Here is a 24368-nt window from a genome sequence, read left to right as displayed (position 1 = left end):
AATCATACTAGCCTCTTTTCATATCACTGAAAATTTCTTAATTGCTGATCAAGCATATAATCGTCTAAGCTTTTAAATTCATATCCTTGTTTACGGAGATCATCAATTACTTTATCTAAAGCTTCAGCATTATCACTAGAGATTGAGTGAATTAACATGACAGAGCCTGGATGAATTCTCTTCATGATTTGGTCATACGCATACTTCCAGCCTTTTTGATTATCCACTTCCCAATCTTTATAGGCTAATGACCAAAATACATTTACATACCCATGTTGCTGCGAAAGTGCTAATGAACGTTCGCTAAAAACACCACGAGGCGGACGCAAGTATACCATATCATTTCTTCCTGTTAACTCCTCGTACTTTGTTTTTACCTTCTCAAGTTCACGCTTGAGCCTCTCGTCATCAACCTGAGCTAAACTGGGATGATGCCATGAATGGTTTCCAACTATATGCCCTTCGTCCACCATACGCTTAATCAAGTCTGGCTGATCCAGCAAATAATGACCTGTAACGAAAAAAGCCGCTGGAACCTTTTTCTCTTTTAACACATCTAATATTTGTGATGTATATCCATTTTCGTAGCCATTATCAAACGTTAAGTATAGTTCTTTTTTGCTGGTATCTCCGATCCAAAAGCCCCCATACTTCTTAAGAAGTTCTTCGTAATGGGCTTCAGTTGTAGCTGGTTCATTGTTCGGCTTCGGGTTAAAACTCCAGTTATATTCCTTATTACTATAAGCCAAAGCACCCTGTTGCGCGAACATGAGGAAAAATAAAGCTAATAGTAAGATATATGATATTTTTTTCATCAAATCCAACCTCTCCACAGTAGTTTCTGTTAGTTTTTTCATTGAAAAAGAAATTATCCAATGTTTTTTACTGTAGATTGAGATTGAACCTCTAAAAGTAAAAGACCTAAAGCATTTCTGCTTTAGGCCCTCTTATATTTAAAATACTTTCTCAGCTAATAGAGCAAGCTTTTCGAATGAAGATTTATCAACATCAGCATGTAAGCTGTTGCCGTGCGAATCCATAGTAACGATCGCTGCAAAGCCTTCTACCTGTAAATGCCACATTGCTTCAGGGATACCGAACTCTAATAAGTCAACGCCTTCTACTTTTTTGATACAGTCAGCATAGTACTGAGCAGCTCCACCAATCGCATTCAAGTAAACACCACCGTGTTCTTGTAAGGCCTTTAATGTTTTTGGACCCATACCGCCTTTACCAATAACTGCACGGATACCAAACTTCTTCATGACATCACCTTGGTAAGGCTCCTCACGAATACTTGTCGTTGGTCCTGCTGCTTTCACGTGCCACTCACCAGCTTCGTCTTTTAACATGACTGGGCCACAGTGATAGATCACCTGTCCATTTAGGTCAATTGGTGCATCATGGTCCATTAAGTGGTGGTGGATAGCGTCGCGCCCAGTATGAAGTGCACCATTAAGAATAACTACGTCACCAACTTTTAAATCGCGAATTTGTTCTTCAGTAATAGGTGCCTGAAGGACAACCTCACGACTTGTAGACTTAGCTTCTGTAGCTGCAGCCACTTCATCTTGAGTAAATTTAATTTCTTCACCGTCTTTATATAACCATTCTCTGATTTCACCAGTATTAGCATCTAATACTACACCTAAGCGACGGAATGCCCAACAGTTGTAAGCTACAGATACGAAAAAGCTAGCCGGAAGACGATTTAGGGCACCAATTTTACAACCAAGTAGTGTAGCCTCTCCACCGAAGCCCATTGTACCAATACCAAGATTATTTGCATGCTCCATAACATAGTCTTCAAGCTGACGTAATTCTTCGACTGGATTTACGTCTTCAGATGAACGGAAAAGTTGTTCTTTTGCTAAAGAATAACTTGAGATGCGATCTCCACCGATACCTACACCAATAAAGCCTGCACTACAGCCTTGACCTTGGGCCTGGTAAACAGAGTGTAAGATACACTTTCTAATTCCATCTAAATCACGGCCAGCTCTTCCTAGCCCTTCGATTTCCATTGGTAAGCTATATTGAATATTTTTATTTTCACAACCGCCACCTTTTAAAATTAGGCGGGCATCAATTTCATCCTTTTCCCATTGCTCAAAGTGAATGATTGGAGTTCCATCACCTAAGTTGTTCCCACTATTTGCGCCAGTTAAAGAATCAACAGAGTTTGGACGAAGCTTCCCGTTTTTTGTTGCTTCGGCAATTGCTTCTTTAATCGCTTTTTTCATTTCAATTTGATTTGCACCAACTGGAACTTTAATTTCAAATGTTGGCATTCCTGTATCCTGACAAATCGGCGATACTTTATCATCAGCCATACTAATATTTTTTGTAATCGTCCCTAATGATAATGCTGCAGTTGTTCCAGCATTTTCTTTTTGTTTAGCCTGAAGGATTGCACGGCGTACATCGTTTGGAAGATTCGTAGATGTTTCAACAATCAGTTTGTACATACTCTCTTTAAATTTCTCCACTCCAATTTCCCCTTCCGAAGCAAAAAATGTTTTTTTCTTTTCCACTAGTAATTATACAACGATAAAGACACAAATTGTCCATAAATTTTCACCCAACATATGAAAACGGTTCCAACGAACAAAGTGCAAGCGCCCTGTTAGCCACGACAAGCAAATGTTCTGCGAGAAAAAAGTGCGCTTTTACACTTTTTTTTTTGGCAGGTTATTTGACTCGAGGGGCTGGGCGCTGGAGCTAGACTAACACTGTAATTAAATTAATCCACAGAAAATAAACTTTTAATTTCAAAGCAAATAGTAAGATTGTAAAAAGCAAATCTTTCTACAATCTCTTAATATAAAACACTCTCACTTCGCATATCTCCGAGTAAAAGATGCGAATCTTTATTTACATAATGAAAAATAGGTTTCCCATTCTCTAAGAACTCGACCTTCGTTACACCAGTATTCCCAATAATAAATGGCCGATGAGTATCGTTCCACTTTTCACCAAACATCAAATACATAAGAAAAATACTAATAAACCCTCCGTGAGAAACGAGAGCAATTCGATGGCGTTTGTGACCAGTTAACAATTGATCTAGAACATACTGACAGCGTTTTGTTATTTCCTCCACTGTTTCTGTACCAGCAATCCCAGTCGTTAAAATTGAGGTAGTTTCGTGTACTTCAGGAAACTGTAGCGTAATCTCGTTGCGTGTTTTCCCTTCTAGAGGACCTAAGCCTATTTCTCTAATTTTATCCCAAGGAATTACATCTAATGGTTGGTGAACACTGAGATACTTTGCTGTTTCATGTGCTCGCTCTAAGTCACTAGTGTAAATATAGTCAAGAGATTTAGACGCAAAGAATTGTCCTAAAAGCATTCCTTGCTTGTTCCCAGCAACAGATAAAGGAAATTCCTTGCGTCCTTGGATAACACCACTTTCATTTGCTGTGGATTGCCCATGGCGAATTAAATATAGTATCAAAGCTATCCCTCTCCCTAAAAAGACATCTCTATTCTTCTATTAGTTGATTTCTAAACTTTTTACATTTATTTTCGATTTCATCTAACATTTCGATAATACGGTCAATTTCTTCAACCCCAGCTTCTTCAGGCTCAATTGTATCTAACATCGTTAGAAGAAGCTCCATTCTTCCATATAAAAAATTAAGTTGCTCTTTTTGATCATAAACTGATTTACCCAAGTTATTATTACCCCTTTCAATCTTTTCATTTTATAGTATAGTACTGTTTTACCACTAAAACAAAGAATTTACACACATCCTAGCATAAATATATACAACCAAACTATACTTACCCGTAGACATAGGACATTATGGTATTCATTGTTATTATTTTATCCTAGATTTGACTGATAATTTCAGAACATTAAATTTCAGTTTTACATTTTCCACAATCCATTTTACACTTAATATAGATTTGCAATAGAAAGGAAGTTCTGTTTGAAAAACTTAAAAGAAATTACCCCAACGTATGATCCTTGGGAAGCATATATGGATATTGAAGATTATGGCGAAATGCGGTTAACAAACATCGAGTTTACCACAACAACTTTATGCAATATGCGCTGTGAGCATTGCGCTGTTGGTTATACATTACAGTCAAAAGACCCGACGCCACTACCAGTAGAGTTGTTACTACGACGCTTAGAGGAAATTCCTTATTTACGTTCACTTAGTATTACTGGTGGTGAGCCAATGCTGTCGATGAGATCCGTTGATGAATATGTCGTTCCTCTTTTGAAGTATGCCCATGAAAGAGGCGTTAGAACACAAATCAATTCAAACTTAACGCTAGAGCTAAGTCGCTATCAAAAAATTGTCCCTTACTTAGACGTACTTCATATCTCTCATAATTACGGTAGTGTAGAGGATTTTGTAGACATAGGGTTTGCGATGATGGATAAAAAACCATCCTACGAACAACGAGCCAGTTATTTTACACGAATGGTTGAAAACGCCAAAGCACTTACAAGCCAAGGTGTAATAGTCTCTGCTGAAACAATGATTAATAAACGAACATTGCCACATATCGAAGCAATCCATGATCAGATCGTCGAAATGGGTTGTCAACGCCATGAGGTTCATCCCATGTACCCAAGTGACTTTGCAAGTGCTTTAGAGGTAGCGTCTATTCATGAGCTTCAAGAAGGGATAGAACGACTACTAAATCATCGCAATCAAGATGTATGGATGTTGTTTGGAACCTTGCCATTCTATGCTTGTAGTGATAACCTAAGAGATCGTTCGTTACTAGAGAGGCTATACTCCGAAAACAATGTTACTGTGAGAAATGATCCAGATGGACGTTCAAGGTTAAATGTGAATATCTTTGATGGGGAAATCATTGTCACCGACTTTGGTGATGTACCCTCATTAGGGAATATCCAGGAAACTTCTTTAACCACTGCCTATCAGAACTGGATGAACTCAGGTATCGCCAAAAGTATCTCTTGTCATTGCAGAGATGTAAAGTGCTTAGGTCCAAACCTTCTTGTTAAAGATGCTTATTACAAAGATTTAGATTTCACGAAACGAAAATCAAACCTCAACGGAAAAATCTTGGGTGTATAAAACACCCAAGATTTTTTAACGAGGCTGGTTAGCCGAATAAAATTTTAATGCTACATGATCTTGAACTGGGATCCAAGCTCCAATTCCTTGTTGAGTTACATTCTTCACTTCAAGACGCTTTTTTCCGCCTTTGATGATTAGGTATACTTCACCGTAGGTAACTTTCCCTTTTTCACTTGCCGCTGGAACATACGAGTATAAATATCCTACTTGTTTCACAGGCACATTATAGATTTGTTCTTTCTTCGTACCATGACCGATAACTGTTGAAAGTGCTAAAGGTAAGCCTGTCTTTTCAGCCGCTTTTATCATCATCATCTTCTGAACATCATCACCATTAGGAATTTGTGCTGTTAAACCTCCAGTAACCTTCTTTTGTTGCTCTTGGCTGTAATGAATTCGTTTTGGTGTTGTTGCACCACGATTATCATGGTAATTCGTATTAACCTTCTGGTATTCCCAATTAACACTCGTTTCGTTTGATTCATATGCCAATGGCCATTGCCCCAAATAAATTGATGCATTTAACGTTAGTGCTAATTTATTTCCTTTAATAGATGACTCATTCAAAATCCGAATTAACTCTGGATTTTCAATAGGTACAGATGCCGTATCCAATAGCTCTTGTGCCATCTCACTAGGCTGTAATTGCGGTAAGTCTTGAGTTGGATTAGGATACGTGTTTTCCTTTGAGATATTTAAAACGTAGTTTGGCATACCGTTACTTTCTTTTTCTTCACCCTCTGCGAAAGCTAGAAGTGGCTGTGCTACTAAGAAACTAAACATAGTAAGTAAAATAACTAACTTTTTCATCTTTTCCTCCTAAAATTAACGATAGTAACATTAATGGTTACCGTTATTTTTTTCGAAGGGATTAAAAATTATCCACTTTTATTATATTTAATTGTTGCCATATACAAACCGTTCTAAATGGGGAAAAAACAATTGGATCATCGGTCCAATAGATAGTGTCACCACAATTGTCCCAACCCCCACGGGACCACCTACAAGAAACGCCAGCACTAAGGCAGTAACTTCACCAATTGTTTTAGCAACACCTAAACTAACTTTTGTTCGAAATTGTATCGCCATCATAAGCCGATCAATTGGTACGACCGCAAATTTGCCTTGAAGATAGGTTGATATTCCAAATCCCATAAGAATGACTCCAGATAACAAAACGATAATTTGCATGAGTAGTGCATCAACTACAAAATTAGGGAAAATAATTAGTAGCCAGAAATCTATAAAATATCCGATGATCAATACAGTAACCATAGCAATAAAGTCAGGCTTTTTCTTTAGAAGAACTGCATTGACAAATATTAAGATTACTCCTGTTAAAATAACCCACGTTCCTACTGTTAACCCCGTTAGATTAGATAACCCTACAGCTAAAGCATCCCATGCTCCTGCCCCTAACTGGGACAGAATTGTAAAACTAATACCTAGAGACAGGAGAATTAATCCTGCCAAAAAGCTAACCATTCGTTTAAGTTTTATATTCATTATTGATCTCCTTACATAATTGGTACTAATTTATGGAAAGTTATCCATATTACTTTATTTTAAGAAGGTGGGAACATGGACTTTCATTGGGTGTGGAAATCCATATTAATCGTCATTGTCGGATCCCTTGTTCTACGTTTGGCTGGTAGAAAATCCATTTCTCAGATTACCGTATCTCAAACAGTCATAATGATTTCAATAGGTAACCTTATGATTCAGCCGGTAAGTAACAGAAATATATTTGTTACATTCTTAATTGCCTTTCTCCTTGTCCTAGTCCTGATGTTAATGGAATACGTACAAACTAAGAATGATAAGTTTGAAAGTTTCATTACCGGTAAAGGCATACTGGTGATAGATAACGGTGTTATTCTAGAAGATAATCTAAGGAAACTTAGGCTTACGGTTGATCAACTTGAAGTCCGTCTCCGTCAAGAAAGTGTGAAACAGATTGCTGACGTTGAACTGGCAACGATTGAGCCAAGCGGACAAATAGGGGTTTTATTAAAAGAACATGCTCAACCGGCTACAAAGCAAGATATACAACTATTAATTAATTTCTTACATAGCAGACTACCGGGCGAACAAATTTCTCCTCCAACAATTATCAATTCTAAAAATCAAAATGAAAGTTTATTTTCTGAAGTTAAAACGAAAGGGAAAAGTCAAAGAAATCACGGAACCCTTCACTAATCGTATTATGCCCATTTTTTCTTTTTAAAAAGAAATGAATGAAAACGAATTTTGTACAGAAATTAATGAAAGGGACTTTTCCAATCATCCCCGAATACAACCGAAGGGAGTAACCACTCATGACAAACAACAATCAAATGCAAGAAGTGATAAATATCATCGATAGTGATCATGTTGGTGTTTTATCAACAATGCAGGGAAATAAACCTCATGCAAGATATATGATGTTCTTTCACGATGAATTACAACTTTATACAGCAACAAATAAGACAACGCATAAAGTTGATGAAATTCAAGACAATCCAAATGTCCATGTTCTTTTAGGATATGACCACAAAGGCGATAAATATATTGAGCTTCAAGGAAAAGCCAGCATTGTGAATGACCAACAATTAAAAGAAAAATATTGGAATGAACAACTAACACCATGGCTAGATGGACCAAATGATCCAGAGTACTGCTTGTTAAAGATTGATCCAGAACACATTGAGTTAGTTGATGGGAACAATGAAACTACCGTAATGTAACGTGAAAAGGCTGCGGGAACGCAGCCTTTTTGTTTTGGAATAACAATTTTAAACTGTTTCTTCAATAATTTCAAATGACTCGGTAATTTCAATACTACCTTCTACAGATTGGACCATAGAACAATTCTTCCGGGTTACGTGTAAACATTTTTCAATAACCTCACTAGTTAGACCTGTCCCAGTAATGACAAAATGCATATGAATTTTTTCGATACTATTGGCTTTCTTTTCATTCCTTACTATATCCGTTGTAACTGTAATATCTGAGAATGTTAGTCTCTTTTTATCTAACACTTGTCTCAGTACTCCACCACTACATACAGCAACTGCTGAAACTAGTAACTGATATGGACGAAACCCATATTTTTCATCTCCACAAACTTGAAGCTTTCCGTATTCAACTTCTGTTTCAAACCCTTTTTCTTTCATCATAAACTTCATGTTTTTCACATCCTTTTTTTCTTCCTGTTTTCCATTGTAAACATTCCCACATAATTCGTCATCCTTTTTGGTTTCCTTTATCAACTAGAAAAGTTAGAATATAGAGTGGATTTCCATTAAAATTAATTTGATTGGAGTTTTTTTATGTACGCAATAAAGCAAAACAACCCAATTTACCGCTATTGGGTTTTAGTTGGGATGGTTATGATTGCTGGGTTTTCTCAAGGAATGCTTCTTCCATTACTAGCCATCATGCTTGAACAAATTGGCTTCTCTTCGTCGTTAAATGGACTTAATGCAGCAGGTCTTTATATTGGTATTTTGTTAATCTCTCCTTTTATTGAAAAACCAGTACGCAAATTCGGGTATAAGCCTGTAATTGTTACAGGTTTACTTTTAGTGGTCACCTCTTTAATACTATTTCCATTTTGGCAGGTTTTTTGGTTTTGGTTTATTCTTCGGGTCATTGTTGGCATTGGTGACAATTTAATTCACTATGCTACACAAGTTTGGATTACTTCTACTAGTCCAAAGGAAAAACGAGGCCGAAACTTATCTATCTATGGTCTAGCTTTTGGAATCGGATTTGGAATTGGGCCATTAATGACAAGACTACTGGCAATCAATGAATACTTACCGTTTATTATCGCTTCTGCGACGAGTCTTTTCACGTGGATTTTCGTGATGATGTTACGAAACGAATGGCCAGATAACGAAATTGAAACTGGAGCACGTTTGAATACGTTAGCTAGATACAAAAAAGTCTTATCATTAGCATGGTTTGCTTTATTGCCTGGCTTTTGTTATGGATATCTAGAAGCTTCACTCCATGGTAACTTCCCGGTATACGCCTTACGCTCAGGTATTACCATTGAGTATGTATCAATTTTGCTACCTGCTTTTGTATTTGGTAGTCTTATAACACAGCTTCCTCTTGGAATGCTTAGTGATAAAATTGGTCGAAAAAAAGTATTACTATCCGTACTTTCACTTGGTTTTCTTTCATTTTTAACGATGGCATTTGTAGAGTCATCAATGACCGCATTACTTATTTGTTTTATTGTTGCTGGTATGTTTTTAGGCTCTCTCTTCTCATTAGGAATTGCCTATCTAGCAGACTTAATACCAAGTTCATTAATTCCTACAGGGAATGTCATGGTTTCAATCTGCTTTGCGTTAGGTAGTATTGCCGGACCAGTGGTTGGTGGAATTTTTATTGATCTATTTGAAAGTGGTAGTATCTTTTATTCAATTAGTGGGATGTTGTTCATCGTTCTAATGGCAGGTGTTTTCTTTACTCAGAAAGAATCAGTAGAAAGCGTTACTACTCTAAAGAAAAATGCAATCTAATAGTCTAGTAATGTAAATAGCCCTCACAAAAGATGTGAGGGCTATCGTATATTGTTTTAGAATTAAAGTTTAGTAACGTTAGCCGCTTGAGGTCCACGGTTACCTTCGACAACCTCAAAAGAAACTTCTTGGCCTTCTTCTAAAGATTTGAAACCATCACCTTGGATAGCAGAGAAGTGAACGAATACATCGTTTCCACCATCAACTTCGATAAAACCGAAACCTTTTTCAGCGTTAAACCATTTTACTTTACCGTTTTGCATGTAAATTGCCTCCTAATTTCGTGCCTTGACACATGTAAATTTCCACTCTATCAAAATATGGTAGAGTTACTAAAGCTTTGCTTTAGATATTATTTATACTAGCATAGCTATTTTTAAAATGCAAAATATTTAGTTATATTGCTTTTATTTCTTTGTAGATCATATCTTTTTGATCACTATCAGGAACAGTTTTTCGAAGAATACTTTTAATAGGAAGATCAAGTTCCATCTCCAATAAATTTAGGTAGTTTGCCTGTCCAATGATATGCACGTGTTGCCAGTTATTCAAAGCAGCTGCTTGCTCTATAGTAGGTAAGAGGCTGCGCATCCAACGTTGCTGATTAGCTACCAATCGATCCTGAAAATGATCTCGATGATTAGCGCCCGTTGCTTGTCTTTCTGATGCAGACATTCCTTCGAACATTCTCCAATCATCTGTATATGCTTCAAAGTAGAATTGGTTGATAGTCTCTAACTCTCCTAATTCAGAGTGCATAAGTAATAATTCATCTTCATTTGCAATAACTACACCGCTAGTTTCATAGGTCCTTTGTAACTGTTTTAATTGGTCAATGTGGGGTTTATCCTCCCAAAAAAACTCAGTCTTAACTGGAACCTGTAGAAAATGAACGGAAAACAGCTTGTCTTGGTTTGATGCAAAAATAATGACACTTTTTTGCAAATCGGTTACCGAATCATTCATCATCTTTTCAACAGTCTTCCTTGATTTTTTATATTTCCTTAGCTCATACTCGTTGCCACTCAAACTAATATATTCTTCTAACCTTTTCAAACCATTCTTCAATTTTATTTTCCAAGAGCCATTCTGACATTCTGCTCGATCGGTATTTAAATAAATGGTTAACACCTTTTCTTTTGCTTCTAATTCCTCTAATTCTTTAATTACGTTTCGTAAAGCCATTAATAATCCCCCTTAATGTTTGGATTACTATTGTTTAACCGTATATGGCTTCTTACAAACGTGTTTTTTATAAAGGCTGTTTTCGCAAAGTTTTTTGCTTTCGTAAAAATCCCAAAGCCGGATTTTTACACAAATTACTAAGAATTCACTACTAATTTAGTAAGTACTGCTCTTTTCTTACATAATTTATTGGCTGATATCTTCATCTAGGGTAATTTTCCGATTATTTTAGGATAAAAAGCCACAATGTTTACGAAAAGAGCCTTTATAAAAAAGATCCCAATAGGAACCAAAATTCCTATTAGGAATTAGATGTTACGCTAATTCTTTGCTTTTATTTTTCGTTACTAACTTAACAATTGCACGAGCAACATCATCACTTAACTCAAGGTGAGATGTAAAACCTACACAAGAACAATTCATTTCTCCAAGGATGTATTTGTCATTACCATGTTCATCTGTATCTAAAATAAAGTCTGCCGTCCAAATTAATGGCAAATCATAATCACCTAAAATTCCGATAATCATTGGTAACTTTTCTTTAAAAAGTTTTATTAAAACCGGCCAATCGGCTGGCGTATCATAGCGGTATTTAGCTCCAGAAAATAATGTAGCTGAAAAAGCATCGGCATCTTCTGCTGGCTTTTTATGAACAACATTAACTGGTTGATCATTAATCATTAATATTCGAATTTCTCCTTCAACAATTCTTGGTAAAAACTTCATATCCACAAGCATTCCATTTTCCCCTTCAATGTATTGCTCACAGAAATTCATAAATTCACCTAATTGAAAGTTATAAACTTGGTTATCCTTTGCTTCTGTGCATTTTACTTGCGCGGTAAACAAAGCACCATTAATGTCAACTTCTTCTTTATTAACTAATTCTACTCGCCAAATTCCCTCACCCGTTGAACCACGATTTTGCTTTAATACACGTTCTCCTTTAGCTAGATGTTTGGGAAAGTTCTCAATAAAATCAGTCATGTTGTAATAGGCAAAAGTATCGGTTGGAACTAAGCTTGTGTCACGAAGCTTCACAAGAACATCCTTAGCGCCATAACTCATCATTACTTCAGGGCGTTCTAGTCCAACTACCCCCCGGTTTGTCAGTTGGCGGAGCATTTCAAAATAGCTCGATTCATCATCTAAATTACCTGGATTGATTCTGCTAATATAAGCATCTGCTTCAGCTGCGATATGCTCAATTAACTCCTTTTTCTTAGCTTCTGTATAAAAAATGACCTCTGCTGTCCACCCTACCGCCTTTAATGAGTTAACGATAGGCATTGTATCTGGCCTTAGTCCATCAGTACCCTTATCATTGCCGCCCTCTACTTCTAAGAAAATGACATGCTTTTTCATTCAAGCACCACCGATCCAAGATAGTTAAAACCCCTCTTACCTATCTTTTTTTATATTGTGAGCCTGTTAAAGATTTAATAAAAAAGAAGGCAACCACGGCTGTGATTACCTTCCAAAACCATACTCACATTACTGCCTATTCAAAACGGATGTTCTAGGGCCGTATCGGTTTTTATCTGCTGGAAACACCTCTTTCATTGGTATCTTCTAATGATGAATTACCATGTTCAAGGCTACCACACCTCTCAATTGAGATGAACGCTTTTAAAAACATATTAACTTTCCTTACATCTTCTTGAATGATTGGCTAGTGACTACAGTTTTTTCGAAAAGGAGCAACCCCCTCTTCGCTACTTATCATGTGCAGAAAAGGAAAAGCTTATTCATCCTTTTTTTCTTCTTGTTGAGGTAGTGGTGTCTCATATTTTTGTTTACACGTCTCATACATAGTAACCAAGTGGTCCTTCGTGTCTTGTACTGTTAAGATCATTTGAGCAGAACTATCTTTCAAGTGCTTAATATTACTGGAAAGAGCTTTTAAATCGTTGTTCGTGTCATCAATAGCCCTCGTTACTTTATCGCTAGTTGTTTTCAACTGATCAATTATTTCACTCCGGTTTTCATTAACAAATTTCAAAATATCTGTCGTCTTTTCATAACAACTATTGATACAGGAACTAAGATTTTTTTTAGACCTTAGCGCTACAACAATCGATCCAACTACCCCACCAATAACGGCACTTCGAATAATAAGTTTTTTTCTACTCTCTTCCAAACTCCCCATCCCCTTAATTAAGATTGTACTTATATTTTAACAATATTTAGCACAACTAGTACAACCTTTTAATCAAGGAATTTATAACATTATGAATGAATGATCACTCATATCTTGTGATAAAAAATAAAACCATTCTTTTTCACAGTTGCTAGCTCTCCTCTAGACTGCAACAAATCTAAGTGCCCGATAATCTCTGACATAGTTAACGTCGGTTCTTTCTGATAAACATGAGGGAAATATTGTTTGCACAGCTCAAAGCTTGTTATACCCTCTTCAGGAATCATGTTTCTTAAACGTCTAGCTTTTTCCTCTTGCTCTTCGAAACGCCCTTGCAATAACCCCTGTAAATCTTCTACCGGCTTTCCATGACCTGAATACACTATATCAACATGTAAATCTAAACATTTTTGCAAAGCATTACGATACTGAACCAAAGTTAGCGGTCTACTCTCTTCCTCACTATACGGGGGTTCTAATATCGCATTTGAGGAAATATGAGCAATAATATGGTCTCCACCAATTAATATTCGGTCTTCCTCATGATATAAAGAGATATGACTTTGAGCATGACCTGGGGTTTCAATGACTTTCCATCCTGAAAGCCCATTAATCGTGTCGCCTTCCTTGACATACTCATCTAAGCCTCTAGTGCCTGTAAATGATAGAAAATACTGGTTTGCTTTTACCATCTTGTCAATCAGTTCAACTGGGACACTATGCTCTTTAAAAAAGCTATAAAAATAACCTTCAATAAATGAGATAAATTCGGGATCTTTTCTCAACCATTTATCACTTTTCTCATGACCGATCACTTTAGCGTGAGGGAAAAGTGACTCGACTAACCCAACATGATCAGGATGATGATGTGTCAATATAATTTGGTCAACATCTGAAGGTAAGTACCCAAGACTCTTAAGGGAACGCTCTAACTCCTCTTTTGCCTCTACTGTGTTTGGACCTGTATCGACTAATGTTACTAGATCGCCTTTTATGATATAGATATTTACTGGGCCAACTAAAAATGGCGTAGGTAAAATAATCTTCTCGATCGTTTTGGCTTGCGAGATCATCTTATCAAACTCCTCCTCTTATCATATAACTATATTTTACAATAACATTGTAGAAATTGTTAGTATTTTCTAAAAATAAAAAAGGCTTAACCTTTGTTAAGCCCTTACCAGCCGTTTTAATTGTATGCTTCAGTAAGAAAGACATCTGTATCCAGTTTTTCAAACCCGGTACTAACAGGTTTTTTAAGTTCCCTTAGTTCTTTGCTGAGATGCTCAATCTTTCTTTCCATTTCTTCAAGAACCTTTACATCGATAGTTACTGTCATACGTAGTCCTCCTCATTAAGTATTAGCCCGAAGGCTTTAATTCATTAAATTGTTTTACTTATGTGAATATTCTAATAAATTAATACTGATTTGTAAACAACAATTTAACGCTGTAAACGATTACAATTATGTCTTTTTTGTGAACAAATATAACAAGGTGATTTACAACTGTGGATAAATATGTTTATAACTTCATGTAAAATACAAGTTAATGTTAATAACTTTTATTGAAGCTTGTCCTACCTAGTTATTTTTTGTGGATAAAATTGTGTATATGTCACAACTTACCCACACCCACTAAAACAAATGTTGCCAGGAAAAGATCACTTACTCCTGGCAGATTTTTTTATGAGTATTCTATTGGATAGTAAGAAGGTACCAATTGAAAATCGTATCCTCTTTTTTCATCAGAATTTCTAATTAAAAGGTGGTTAATCATTGAGAGATGACGCATTTCATCTTGAATGAATTCATTCATTTTTTCACGTAGATCAGCGTAAGGGGATAATTGTCTGATTTTCTTATAAATTGCTATAATATCTAGTTTTTGTGCAAAAATGTCTTGAATCCCTTTTTCATATGATTCAGGAATTTCAAACGTTGGTGCATCTCCACCTGCCTGTTGACCTGTTAACGTAAAGTAAATCTTTTTAAATTCTTCAATATGATCTCGTTCATCCTTAAGCATTGATTGCAGATACATGGACGCTCGTTTTGTGGGTGCAACTACTGTTAAATAATCAAACGTAAGCTCAGTTATAGCCTCAAATCTTACTACATCGGTCATTAACTTGAGTATCTTTGAATTACCATGAAAAGAATCTTGGCGATAGTTATTAAAATACATATAATCACACTCCGCTCTTAGACTACTACACATTTTTCTTATACAATATGTATCTTTTTATAATAGGTGATTATAAAAATATTTACTGATAATTCGAATTATTGTAACAAATAGACCTCCAAATGTAAGCGTTTATCCTTTATAATAAAAGTGTCAAATACATTAAAAGGAACGATGCAAAATGAGAAAGACATTCAGTAAGTCATTCGAGGAATTAGTAGCGGAAAATAAAAAGCAGCTTTTGAACGATCCTGACGCACTTAGAAAAATTGAGCGTAAGCTAGAAAATAAGCAAGTCGATTATTCTAAAAAAATTAATTAAACGTTTATTTAATTTTGATAAGTAAGAAAAAAGCCCACTGAATGGTGGGCTTTTAGTATTACTCGTACTTCTTTAGAATTGATTGTAGCTTTAAAGCTAAACCTAACTCACCTTTTATTTTTAGTTTTCCGCTCATATAAGCCACTGTTGGGTTAAGCTTACCAGCGATAAGTTTTAATAAATTTTGATCTGATAATTGTAATGTACAATTAGGATCTTCTTGTACTTCATTGAAAACTTGTACTTTCTCATCTCTAATAATTACTTGGTACGTACCTTCCTCATCACCACTTAGATCAAATTGATAGGCTACATTAACACCTTGTATCCCTTCTGAATGGTCATTCATTTTTTGTGCAAGCTGAAGTAACGTTTCTTTTACTGTCATGGGATTGCCCTCCTAAAAATACAAACTTATATTAATATAATTACATCATAACATGAAATTACAGATTTGTTTTTGAATTTTTCTAAAAAATGAAATATTTAATAAAACACCTTAAGACCGACACGGTCTTAAGGCAAGGAATTTTATTGTTTTAGTTCACTTTCAATAATTGCGTGTACTTCTGATGCAAGAGTCTTGATGTCTTTTTCTAAATAGTCCGTGGGCTGAAGCGCAGGTAATATCGTCACTGAAACTTCCGCAGGTTTTATGATGTTTTTATTTTGCTCCATAATTTTAAATGATCCCTTAATGGCAATCGGAATAATTGGAACCTCCGCTTTCTGTGCTAATTTAAAACTACCTGCTTTAAAGAGGTTCATCTTCATCCCTTTACTTCTCGTTCCCTCTGGGAAAATCACGATTGAAGTGCCCTGTTTAATGTTTTCCGCTCCCTGGTTAATTGCATGTATTGCTTGGCGGCGATCCTTACGGTCAAGAAAAACACAATTCATATAAACCATCCAATCACGCACAATTGGTAGTTTTTTCACTTCAATTTTTGAAATAAAGCCAATTGGTCTTTCTAAATAACCAAGTAAAATTGGAATATCAAAATTTCCTTGATGGTTACTGACAATAACAAATGAACCTTGCTTAGGCAAATTTTCTTTACCTTTGATCTCAATTACTGAGCCAGTTAACTTCACAAGTTGTTTCGCCCAGTTGCTAGACGTTTTAAAAACTAACTGCTCCATCTCTTCTTTTCTACCAGCTTTTTGCAATTTTTTCACCTTCAATAAAGAAGGGTATGTAATAAAAAGATGATACCAGAAATAAACAAACCAAATAACCGTTCTAATCATACCGAACCTCCAAAAAATCTATTAACTCTACTATTATACTAGTTTGAAGAGTTTTTTAAAGAAAAAAATGGTCGGTATCTTTAGAAAAGATACCGACCAAGGCCATTATATCTTTGTATTACTCTTTTTTGCTAGAAGAGCACCTTTACTTAACGGTTCCGTTGAGAACTCATGATCAGGAGACACTCCCATTGGATTTACACTTGGCTCTCCCATAACCGCGTTATCTCGCTTTCCTTTTGTAGGCCTTGGCTTTCTTGCCATAAAAGATCACCTCCTATAGGTTGGACACCTTTTCTGTGCCAGACATACATAACTTTCCCTCTATAAGCGATGATTATTATTTTTGTTTTATAAAATTGAAACTAAATTGCAATCTGATTTAACTGTTGAAGGTTGTGTACCAATCAATATTACTTTGCAAATAATCCAGTTCAGTTAATAGCAAAAAAGGGCCAACCGCAGTGGTTGACCCTTACTTTTATTATCCAAGGAATAATGATTCTGGATCTTCTAATAACTCTTTTACTTTTACAAGGAAGCCTACAGCTTCTTTACCGTCGATAATACGGTGGTCATAAGAAAGAGCTAAGTACATCATTGGACGATTTTCAAAGCGCTCATCATCAATTGCAACTGGTCTCATTTGGATTTTATGCATTCCTAAGATACCTACTTGAGGAGCATTAAGGATTGGTGTTGACCATAAAGATCCAAACACACCCCCGTTTGTAATCGTGAATGTACCACCTTGAAGATCATCCAGCTTAAGTTTGTTATCTCTAGCTTTTTTCGCAAGGTCACCGATCTCGCGCTCGATTTCAGCGAAACCTAAGCGATCAGCATCTCTTACAACTGGAACCACTAAGCCTTCATCAGTTGATACGGCAACACCGATGTCATAGAACTTTTTCAGAACGATCTCGTCGCCTTGAATTTCCGCATTTACTAATGGGAATTTTTTCAACGCAATGATTACCGCTTTTGTAAAGAATGACATAAAGCCTAACTTTACACCATTTTGATCAAAGAATTGATCTTTGCGACGTTTACGTAGATCTAGTAACGCTGACATATCAACTTCATTATATGTTGTTAACATTGCAGCAGTTTGTTGTGCTTCAACTAGACGCTTTGCAATCGTTTGACGACGACGTGACATTTTAATTCTTTCTGTCGGTTTGGCAAATGAACCAGCGCTCGCCTTAGGAGCCTCAGGTGCTGGTTTTGCAGCTGGTGCAGGCGTTGGTGCTGGAGCATTCTGATATGCTGCTACGTCTTGCTTTCTAACTCTACCAAGCGGGTCATTTGTAGCCACTTCGTTTAAGTTGATACCTTTTTCACGAGCAAGCTTTCTAGCAGATGGGAATGCTAAAGTTCTTTCACCTTTCGTATCTTCTTCTACGACTGGTTGTTCTTCTTTCGCTTCAACTACTTTTTCTACTTTCGCTTCTGCTTGTGGTGCAGGTGTAGCAGCAGCTTCAACACCTTCAACAATATAAGCGATTACTTCACCAACTTCAACTGTATCACCTGGTTGTTTTAGTACTTCTTTTAAGATCCCTGAAGTTTCAGCATTGATTTCTACATTTACCTTATCTGTTTCTAACTCAACAATGTAATCCCCGGCATTAACTCTGTCTCCTGGTTGTTTTAACCATGCAGCAATTGTTCCTTCTGTTACTGATTCTGCAAGTTGGGGAACGATAATTTCGATCATCCCTGATGCCCTCCCTTTAACGTTTCCGCTATAATTCGTTTTTGTTCTACTTTATGAGCTGTCGGATCTCCTTCAGCTGGACTTGAACGGTAAGGTCTACCGACGTACTTAATTTTTAGATGTTCAGGGGCAACAGAGCGAATTTTTAAATTCATATATGACCATGCTCCCATATTTTGCGGTTCTTCTTGTACCCAAACTACTTCTTCAAGCGCTGGGAAACGTAACATGACTTCTTTCACTTTTTCTTTCGGGAATGGATATAACTCTTCCACTCTCACAATATGAAGCCAATCTGTATTTTCAGTTTGCTCCATCACTGCCTCTTGTAGGTCGATAGCAATTTTACCTGAACATAAAACAAGGCGTTTTACCGCTTCCGGTTTAGATGAGATCGTGTCTTCTACAATTGGGTTGAACTTTCCTTCTGCTAATTCAATAGCAGTTGAAGCTGTTAGTCGATGACGCAGTAAGCTCTTCGGTGTCATCAATACAAGCGGACGTACATATTCTTTTCCAAGTGTAGCTGCTTGTCTTCTGAGCATGTGGAAGTATTGAGCTGAGCTCGTTAAGTTACCAACCGTCCAGTTATTTTCTGCAGCTAATTGTAAGAAGCGTTCTAAACGAGCACTTGAGTGTTCTGGTCCTTGACCTTCAAATCCGTGTGGTAATAATAATACTAAACCAGATTTCTGCGACCACTTAGCTCTACCTGCAGCAATAAATTGATCAAACATAACTTGGGCACCGTTAGCGAAGTCTCCATATTGAGCTTCCCATAAAACGAGTGACTCTTGAGCTGTTACATTGTATCCGTAATCAAATCCAACAACTGCCATTTCAGATAATGGGCTATTATGAACAGCAAATGATGCTTTACTTGTACTTAACTGATGAAGTGGTGAGAACTTCTTACCAGTTTTATAATCATTTAAGACTACATGTCTTTGAGCAAACGTTCCACGTTCAGAATCTTGCCCTGTTAATCTGATCGGTGTTCCATCATGTAAGATTGTTGCAAAAGCAAGCGTCTCTGCTTGACCCCAATCAATCTTACCTTCGTCACCCATAGCCGCTTTACGTCGTGTTAAGATGTTTTCTAGTTTTGGGAAAACATAAAACTCATCAGGCCATTTTAATAATTCCTCATTTATATCAATAAGTATTTCTTTCGACACTTTTGTTTCAATGTGATCAAACGGGAATTTTACATTTCCAGAACGCTCACTAGAAGCAATCTTTTCAACGCCCAGCTTTTTAACAGTTTCATAACTTTGCTGTAACCTTTGCTTTGCTTCTTGCTCATACTGATTAAAGTCTTCTGTAATAATTCCGTCTTTAATTAATGAATTCTTATAAAGCGTTTTTACCGTTGGGTGTTGTCGAATAAATTCGTACATTTGCGGCTGAGTAGTTGCTGGCTCATCCATTTCGTTATGACCGTAACGGCGATATCCAATTAAATCAATAATAAAGTCTTGTTTAAACTTTTTACGATACTCAAACGCAAACAAAATCGCCGATAGACAAGCTTCAGGGTCATCAGCATTTACATGGATAATCGGCACTTCAAATCCTTTTGCTAAATCACTAGCATATAACGTAGATCTTGAGTCACCGCTATTTGTTGTGAAACCGATATTATTATTTGCAATTATATGAATACTACCGCCAATTGAGTATCCAGTTAAGCGGCTTAAATTTAATGTTTCGGCTACAATCCCTTGTCCTGGGAAAGCTGCGTCACCGTGTATGATAATTGAATACGCACTATTAGTATCCTGAACAGGATATCCCTTTGTTGATCGATTATCTTGAACAGCTCGAGTGTATCCTTGAACGATAGGCGCAACAAATTCAAGGTGACTAGGATTATTCGCTAATGACACCTTGGCTCTTTTCTGAATATCTAAATCTGCACCCAGATGGTATTTTACATCTCCAGTCCAACCAAAGTTGATACCAGTAGATCCTTCTGAAGGAACAAGTTCTTTATTTGGAGCTTGTTGGAATTCTGCAAAGATCTTTTCATATGGCTTGTTTAAAACGTGAGCTAAAACACTCAATCTACCACGATGAGCCATACCAATCATTACATTTTTTACACCGTCTTCAACAGATTGTCTAATTACTTCCTGTAACATTGGGATAAGTGTGTCTAATCCTTCTACAGAAAAACGTTTTTGTCCAACAAACGTACGTTGTAGGAAGTTTTCGAACTCTTCTACTTCAATCAAGCTTTTTAGAAGGTTCTTTTTGCGATCTTCTGGTAGGCTATGATACATTGCTCCCTTTTCAATTTGTTCAGTTAACCATTGGTTTTGGTCATCTTTATGAACATGGCTTAACTCAAAACCTAGTGTCTTTGTATAACAATCTTTTAAATAAAGATATGCATCATAGGCGTTTTCTAAATAAATTGGTGCAACGTTACAAATGACATTTGCAGGTAACTTTTCTAAATCTGATCTTGTTAGCTGAAAATCTGCTAAATTTAAATCCTGTCTTTTTGAATCTGTCTTAATTGGATTTAAATTAGCATAAAGATGCCCAAAATTACGGATATGGTCCGCTAATTTCGTAGCTGAGACTACTTTCATTAAATCCGATGTACTCATTGAACCAGTAGGTGTTGCTTGTTCCTCATTCCTAGTGATAGGAGGACCCCACTTCTCAAATAAGTTTCTAAGTTCCTCGTCTACCTGGTTAGGATCTTCTCTAAATAGATCGTAAACATCCATTAGGTAGGCTAAATTAGGACCAGAAAAGCTTTGCCAAGGATCTTCGTTGCTATCAAATAATCTTCCCATCCAACAAACCCTCCAAATAATTATACATACACTTATTCCTTGCTCATTTCATAACAAATCATTACATTATAATAATTTATAACACATTTACAACATTACCATAGTGTTTAGAATTTTTCAAAAGGAAAACGCTTAAATTGGCAAAAAAGGAAAAGTCAATCCCTACTTATGTAAGGATTGACTTTTATTTGATATTTAAACACCTTTAAATGCATTTCTGTAAATTTGAGCAAGCTCTGTCACTAATGGAAGTTTAGGATTTGCTGTAGTACATTGATCCTCAAATGCACGATCTGCTAATTGATCTACTCTACTATCAAAATCCTTCTTCTTAACACCGCAAGCTTCAATGCTCATAGGAATATCCAATTCTTTGGCTAACTTAATAATGGCTTGAATTAGGCTTTCTACACCTTCTTCAGTTGTACTTGCTGGTAAACCTAGCATTCTAGCAATCTCTGCATAGCGCTCATCGGCAATGTAGTGCTCGTATTTAGGGAAAGCTGTAAATTTCTTAGGTTTTGTAGCATTGTAACGAATAACATGTGGCATTAAGATCGTATTGGCACGACCGTGAGCGATATGGAATTCCGCTCCTAATTTGTGTGCTAAGCTATGATTAATACCTAAGAATGCATTGGCAAATGCCATACCAGCAATTGTTGACGCGTTATGCATTTTTTCACGGGCTACTTCATCATTTCCGTTACGGTATGCAGTTGGTAAGTGTTTGAATACTAGTTGTATAGCTTTCAACGCTAGACCATCAGTATAGTCGTTAGCCATTACTGAAACGTACGCTTCAATCGCATGAGTTAATACGTCCATACCTGTATCAGCTGTCACACCTTTTGGTACAGTCATAACAAATTGCGGATCAATAATTGCTACGTCTGGAGTTAACTCATAATCTGCTAATGGGTACTTTGTATTATTTGCTCTGTCAGTAATAACTGAGAAAGAAGTAACTTCAGATCCCGTGCCTGATGTTGTTGGGATCGCTACAAATTGAGCTTTTTGACCTAACTTAGGATATTTAACGACACGCTTACGAATGTCTAAGAACTTTTGCTTTAAGCCATGGAAGTCTGCATCTGGGTGCTCATAGAATACCCACATACCTTTAGCTGCGTCCATTGCTGAACCACCACCAAGAGCGATGATGCAATCTGGTTGGAAGTTGTGCATCATTTCTGCACCAGCCATAACTGTTTCGATTGATGGATCTGGTTCAACATTTGAGAAGATTTCACAATGCACATAGTCAGCTCGTTGTCTTAGGTAATATAGTACTTTATCAACATAACCTAATTTCACCATGAATGGGTCTGTAACAATTAAAGCTTTTGTGATATTTGGCATTTTTGCTAAATATTGAGTTGAATGCTTTTCAAAGAAGATCTTTGGTGGAACTTTAAACCATTGCATATTCACATTCCTTCTCGCAAGACGCTTGATATTTAATAAATGAACAGTACTTACGTTTTGAGAAACTGAGTTTTTACCATAAGAACCACAACCTAAAGTTAATGACGGTAAAAACGCATTGTAGATGTCACCAATAGCCCCTTGAGAAGACGGTGCGTTAGCAATAATACGGCAAGCTCTCATTCGAATACCATACTGAGTTAGAACTTCTTCGTTGTTAGAGTGAATAACTGCAGAGTGTCCTAAACCACCGAACTCTAACATTTCTTCAGCACGTTTGAAACCTTCTTCTGTGCTGTTTACTTTGTAGCAAGCTAATACTGGACTTAATTTTTCTCTAGAAAGCGGGTGATCCGGTCCTACTCCAGTTAACTCAGCAACAAGGATTTTAGTAAATTCAGGCACATTTACTCCTGCTTTTTTTGCAATTTCAAATGCTGGCTTCCCTACGATATCTGGATTCACAGCGCAAGACTGCTCGTTAATTACTAGCTTTTCTACTTTTTTCTTCTCTTCTTCGTTTAAGAAGTAGCAGTTGTTCGCAATCATTTCATTTTTAACTTCTTCGTAAATCTCTTTATCAACAATTACCGCTTGCTCAGAAGCACAAATCATTCCATTATCGAACGATTTAGATAAGATTAAGTCGTTAACTGAACGTTTCACAGACGCTGTTTTTTCAATGTAGCATGGTACGTTACCTGGGCCTACACCTAACGCAGGTTTACCTGTGCTATATGCTGACTTAACCATACCTGCTCCACCTGTTGCAAGTACTAATGCAGTTCCTGGATGGTTCATTAATTGTTGTGTCGCATCAATGGATGGAGCATCAATCCATTGTACACAATGCTCTGGTGCTCCAGCTTTTATTGCTGCATCACGAACAATACGGGCAGCTTCACTACTACATTTTTGGGCAGATGGATGAAAAGCAAAGATGATTGGATTTCTAGTTTTAACAGCGATTATTGCTTTAAACATTGTTGTAGATGTAGGATTTGTTACAGGAGTTACCCCTGCTACTACCCCTACAGGCTCTGCAATTTCAATGACACCACTATGTTCATTATCACTAATGACACCCACAGTTTTATCGTATTTAATATTGTGGTACACATATTCAGTAGCAAACATATTCTTAATGATTTTGTCTTCATATACGCCACGACCTGTTTCTTCCACAGCAAGCTTAGCTAACGGCATGTGTTGGTCTAGTCCAGCAAGAGCCATTTCTTTTACAATTCGATCAATAGTTTCTTGATCAAGTTGTAGGAATGCATCTAAAGCCTTTTTCCCATTTTCAACTAACGTGTTAATCATTTTTGAAACATCATCTTGTTTTTTTATCTCTTTTTCAATTACTGCCATTTTAACGGCCTCCCCGCAAAGTTTGTGAAGTGTTGAACATAGTCTATTAAAAATTTTTTATTCGCAAACCGGATTTCTTTGTATTTTTGTAATTGAGATATCCTTATACATTTTAGAATTTTCCTTAATGATACATACGTAATTTACTGTCCAGATATATGAAGGAATTTCTTTCCCGTCCTCAAACATCATCGCATCAAATTCGTCTCCAACAAGTTCTTCAAACATTTGTTGTGAATATGTTTCAGTATCTGTAGAGAAGTCTTTCCATTCGCATAAGATCATTTAGCTCAACTCCTTTTCTTTTCTTGTCTTCATTGTAGCACATTATATTTTTGGAAACAGTGAAGAAATAATGTCCGTTTTTAA

At 36.5% G+C, this 24368-nt stretch carries 26 protein-coding genes; 5 read left to right on the top strand and 21 right to left on the bottom strand.

Features of this window, described 5'->3' with window-relative positions; all coding sequences use genetic code 11:
* Window positions 1–23: 23 nt before the first annotated feature.
* The 4 genes from pdaA to DS745_RS12375 all read right to left on the bottom strand — a co-directional run bounded on the left by pdaA (window position 24) and on the right by DS745_RS12375 (window position 3677).
* On the bottom strand, window positions 24–815 hold the full coding sequence (gene pdaA / locus DS745_RS12390) for a delta-lactam-biosynthetic de-N-acetylase (protein WP_129078558.1): 792 nt from the start codon (window positions 813–815) through the stop codon (window positions 24–26).
* A 138-nt stretch (window positions 816–953) separates the two neighbouring features.
* Window positions 954–2489: a fumarate hydratase gene (locus DS745_RS12385; RefSeq protein WP_129078557.1), complete on the bottom strand. Its 1536-nt coding sequence runs from the start codon at window positions 2487–2489 to the stop codon at window positions 954–956.
* Window positions 2490–2818: 329 nt separating this feature from the next.
* On the bottom strand, window positions 2819–3457 hold the full coding sequence (locus DS745_RS12380; RefSeq protein WP_129078556.1) for a histidine phosphatase family protein: 639 nt from the start codon (window positions 3455–3457) through the stop codon (window positions 2819–2821).
* Window positions 3458–3485: 28 nt separating this feature from the next.
* The gene (locus DS745_RS12375; RefSeq protein WP_129078555.1) at window positions 3486–3677 is read right to left on the bottom strand and encodes an SE1561 family protein; all 192 of its coding nucleotides are present in this window, start codon (window positions 3675–3677) and stop codon (window positions 3486–3488) included.
* Window positions 3678–3935: 258 nt separating this feature from the next.
* Between DS745_RS12375 and yfkAB the strand changes: the two genes are divergently transcribed.
* Window positions 3936–5066: a radical SAM/CxCxxxxC motif protein YfkAB gene (yfkAB, locus tag DS745_RS12370; protein WP_129078554.1), complete on the top strand. Its 1131-nt coding sequence runs from the start codon at window positions 3936–3938 to the stop codon at window positions 5064–5066.
* A 15-nt stretch (window positions 5067–5081) separates the two neighbouring features.
* Here the strand turns inward: yfkAB and DS745_RS12365 are convergent, their stop codons facing one another.
* Both DS745_RS12365 and DS745_RS12360 read right to left on the bottom strand, forming a co-directional pair.
* Complete coding sequence (locus tag DS745_RS12365; protein ID WP_129078553.1) at window positions 5082–5879, bottom strand: YfkD famly protein; 798 nt, start codon at window positions 5877–5879, stop codon at window positions 5082–5084.
* 87 nt (window positions 5880–5966) lie between these two features.
* On the bottom strand, window positions 5967–6575 hold the full coding sequence (locus tag DS745_RS12360) for a YczE/YyaS/YitT family protein (RefSeq protein ID WP_129078552.1): 609 nt from the start codon (window positions 6573–6575) through the stop codon (window positions 5967–5969).
* Between the two features lie 75 nt (window positions 6576–6650).
* Between DS745_RS12360 and DS745_RS12355 the strand changes: the two genes are divergently transcribed.
* Both DS745_RS12355 and DS745_RS12350 read left to right on the top strand, forming a co-directional pair.
* Entirely contained in the window at window positions 6651–7268 is a 618-nt protein-coding gene (locus DS745_RS12355; protein WP_129078551.1) for a DUF421 domain-containing protein, read from the top strand.
* Between the two features lie 119 nt (window positions 7269–7387).
* Window positions 7388–7795: a pyridoxamine 5'-phosphate oxidase family protein gene (locus DS745_RS12350; protein ID WP_129078550.1), complete on the top strand. Its 408-nt coding sequence runs from the start codon at window positions 7388–7390 to the stop codon at window positions 7793–7795.
* 48 nt (window positions 7796–7843) lie between these two features.
* Here the strand turns inward: DS745_RS12350 and DS745_RS12345 are convergent, their stop codons facing one another.
* Window positions 7844–8236 carry an OsmC family protein gene (locus DS745_RS12345; RefSeq protein WP_129078549.1) on the bottom strand — a complete coding sequence of 131 codons (393 nt, stop codon included), beginning with the start codon at window positions 8234–8236 and terminating at the stop codon, window positions 7844–7846.
* 144 nt (window positions 8237–8380) lie between these two features.
* Here DS745_RS12345 and DS745_RS12340 point away from each other — a divergent pair, with 144 nt between their 5' ends.
* Window positions 8381–9586, top strand: a complete 1206-nt coding sequence (locus tag DS745_RS12340; protein WP_129078548.1) for an MFS transporter — start codon at window positions 8381–8383, stop codon at window positions 9584–9586.
* A 62-nt stretch (window positions 9587–9648) separates the two neighbouring features.
* On the opposite strand, the gene cspD is transcribed toward DS745_RS12340, so the two are convergent.
* The 7 genes from cspD to DS745_RS12310 form a co-directional block, all read right to left on the bottom strand.
* A complete protein-coding gene (cspD, locus tag DS745_RS12335; protein WP_129078547.1) occupies window positions 9649–9849 on the bottom strand; it encodes a cold-shock protein CspD in 201 nt (66 codons plus the stop codon).
* A 133-nt stretch (window positions 9850–9982) separates the two neighbouring features.
* A complete protein-coding gene (locus tag DS745_RS12330; protein WP_129078546.1) occupies window positions 9983–10771 on the bottom strand; it encodes a VLRF1 family aeRF1-type release factor in 789 nt (262 codons plus the stop codon).
* 315 nt (window positions 10772–11086) lie between these two features.
* Window positions 11087–12136 carry a Cj0069 family protein gene (locus DS745_RS12325; RefSeq protein WP_129078545.1) on the bottom strand — a complete coding sequence of 350 codons (1050 nt, stop codon included), beginning with the start codon at window positions 12134–12136 and terminating at the stop codon, window positions 11087–11089.
* A gap of 379 nt (window positions 12137–12515) precedes the next feature.
* Entirely contained in the window at window positions 12516–12911 is a 396-nt protein-coding gene (locus tag DS745_RS12320; RefSeq protein ID WP_129078544.1) for a hypothetical protein, read from the bottom strand.
* 107 nt (window positions 12912–13018) lie between these two features.
* Window positions 13019–13984 (bottom strand): MBL fold metallo-hydrolase, encoded by a 966-nt coding sequence (locus DS745_RS12315; RefSeq protein ID WP_129078543.1) that lies wholly within the window; start codon window positions 13982–13984, stop codon window positions 13019–13021.
* 116 nt (window positions 13985–14100) lie between these two features.
* Entirely contained in the window at window positions 14101–14250 is a 150-nt protein-coding gene (locus DS745_RS24915; RefSeq protein ID WP_196121246.1) for a hypothetical protein, read from the bottom strand.
* 346 nt (window positions 14251–14596) lie between these two features.
* Window positions 14597–15097 carry a ferritin-like domain-containing protein gene (locus DS745_RS12310; RefSeq protein WP_129078542.1) on the bottom strand — a complete coding sequence of 167 codons (501 nt, stop codon included), beginning with the start codon at window positions 15095–15097 and terminating at the stop codon, window positions 14597–14599.
* Between the two features lie 181 nt (window positions 15098–15278).
* On the opposite strand from DS745_RS12310, the gene DS745_RS12305 reads away from it, so the two are divergent.
* Window positions 15279–15419 carry an FbpB family small basic protein gene (locus DS745_RS12305; RefSeq protein WP_129078541.1) on the top strand — a complete coding sequence of 47 codons (141 nt, stop codon included), beginning with the start codon at window positions 15279–15281 and terminating at the stop codon, window positions 15417–15419.
* 58 nt (window positions 15420–15477) lie between these two features.
* On the opposite strand, the gene DS745_RS12300 is transcribed toward DS745_RS12305, so the two are convergent.
* The 7 genes from DS745_RS12300 to DS745_RS12270 all read right to left on the bottom strand — a co-directional run bounded on the left by DS745_RS12300 (window position 15478) and on the right by DS745_RS12270 (window position 24284).
* The gene (locus DS745_RS12300) at window positions 15478–15807 is read right to left on the bottom strand and encodes an SCP2 sterol-binding domain-containing protein (protein WP_129078540.1); all 330 of its coding nucleotides are present in this window, start codon (window positions 15805–15807) and stop codon (window positions 15478–15480) included.
* 143 nt (window positions 15808–15950) lie between these two features.
* On the bottom strand, window positions 15951–16670 hold the full coding sequence (locus tag DS745_RS12295; protein WP_129078539.1) for a lysophospholipid acyltransferase family protein: 720 nt from the start codon (window positions 16668–16670) through the stop codon (window positions 15951–15953).
* Window positions 16671–16775: 105 nt separating this feature from the next.
* Window positions 16776–16934, bottom strand: coding sequence for a small, acid-soluble spore protein L (locus tag DS745_RS12290; protein ID WP_241657806.1), 159 nt, complete (start codon window positions 16932–16934; stop codon window positions 16776–16778).
* 220 nt (window positions 16935–17154) lie between these two features.
* On the bottom strand, window positions 17155–18390 hold the full coding sequence (gene odhB / locus DS745_RS12285) for a 2-oxoglutarate dehydrogenase complex dihydrolipoyllysine-residue succinyltransferase (protein ID WP_129078538.1): 1236 nt from the start codon (window positions 18388–18390) through the stop codon (window positions 17155–17157).
* The gene (locus DS745_RS12280) at window positions 18387–21200 is read right to left on the bottom strand and encodes a 2-oxoglutarate dehydrogenase E1 component (RefSeq protein ID WP_129078537.1); all 2814 of its coding nucleotides are present in this window, start codon (window positions 21198–21200) and stop codon (window positions 18387–18389) included. The genes odhB and DS745_RS12280 overlap by 4 nt, the downstream gene beginning before the upstream one ends.
* Window positions 21201–21395: 195 nt before the next feature.
* On the bottom strand, window positions 21396–23999 hold the full coding sequence (gene adhE / locus DS745_RS12275; RefSeq protein ID WP_129078536.1) for a bifunctional acetaldehyde-CoA/alcohol dehydrogenase: 2604 nt from the start codon (window positions 23997–23999) through the stop codon (window positions 21396–21398).
* A gap of 57 nt (window positions 24000–24056) precedes the next feature.
* Window positions 24057–24284, bottom strand: a complete 228-nt coding sequence (locus DS745_RS12270) for a hypothetical protein (RefSeq protein WP_129078535.1) — start codon at window positions 24282–24284, stop codon at window positions 24057–24059.
* Window positions 24285–24368: the final 84 nt, after the last annotated feature.

Source organism: Anaerobacillus alkaliphilus (assembly GCF_004116265.1).
Taxonomy (GTDB): domain Bacteria; phylum Bacillota; class Bacilli; order Bacillales; family Anaerobacillaceae; genus Anaerobacillus; species Anaerobacillus alkaliphilus.
This window is presented reverse-complemented; position numbering and strand designations above follow the sequence as displayed.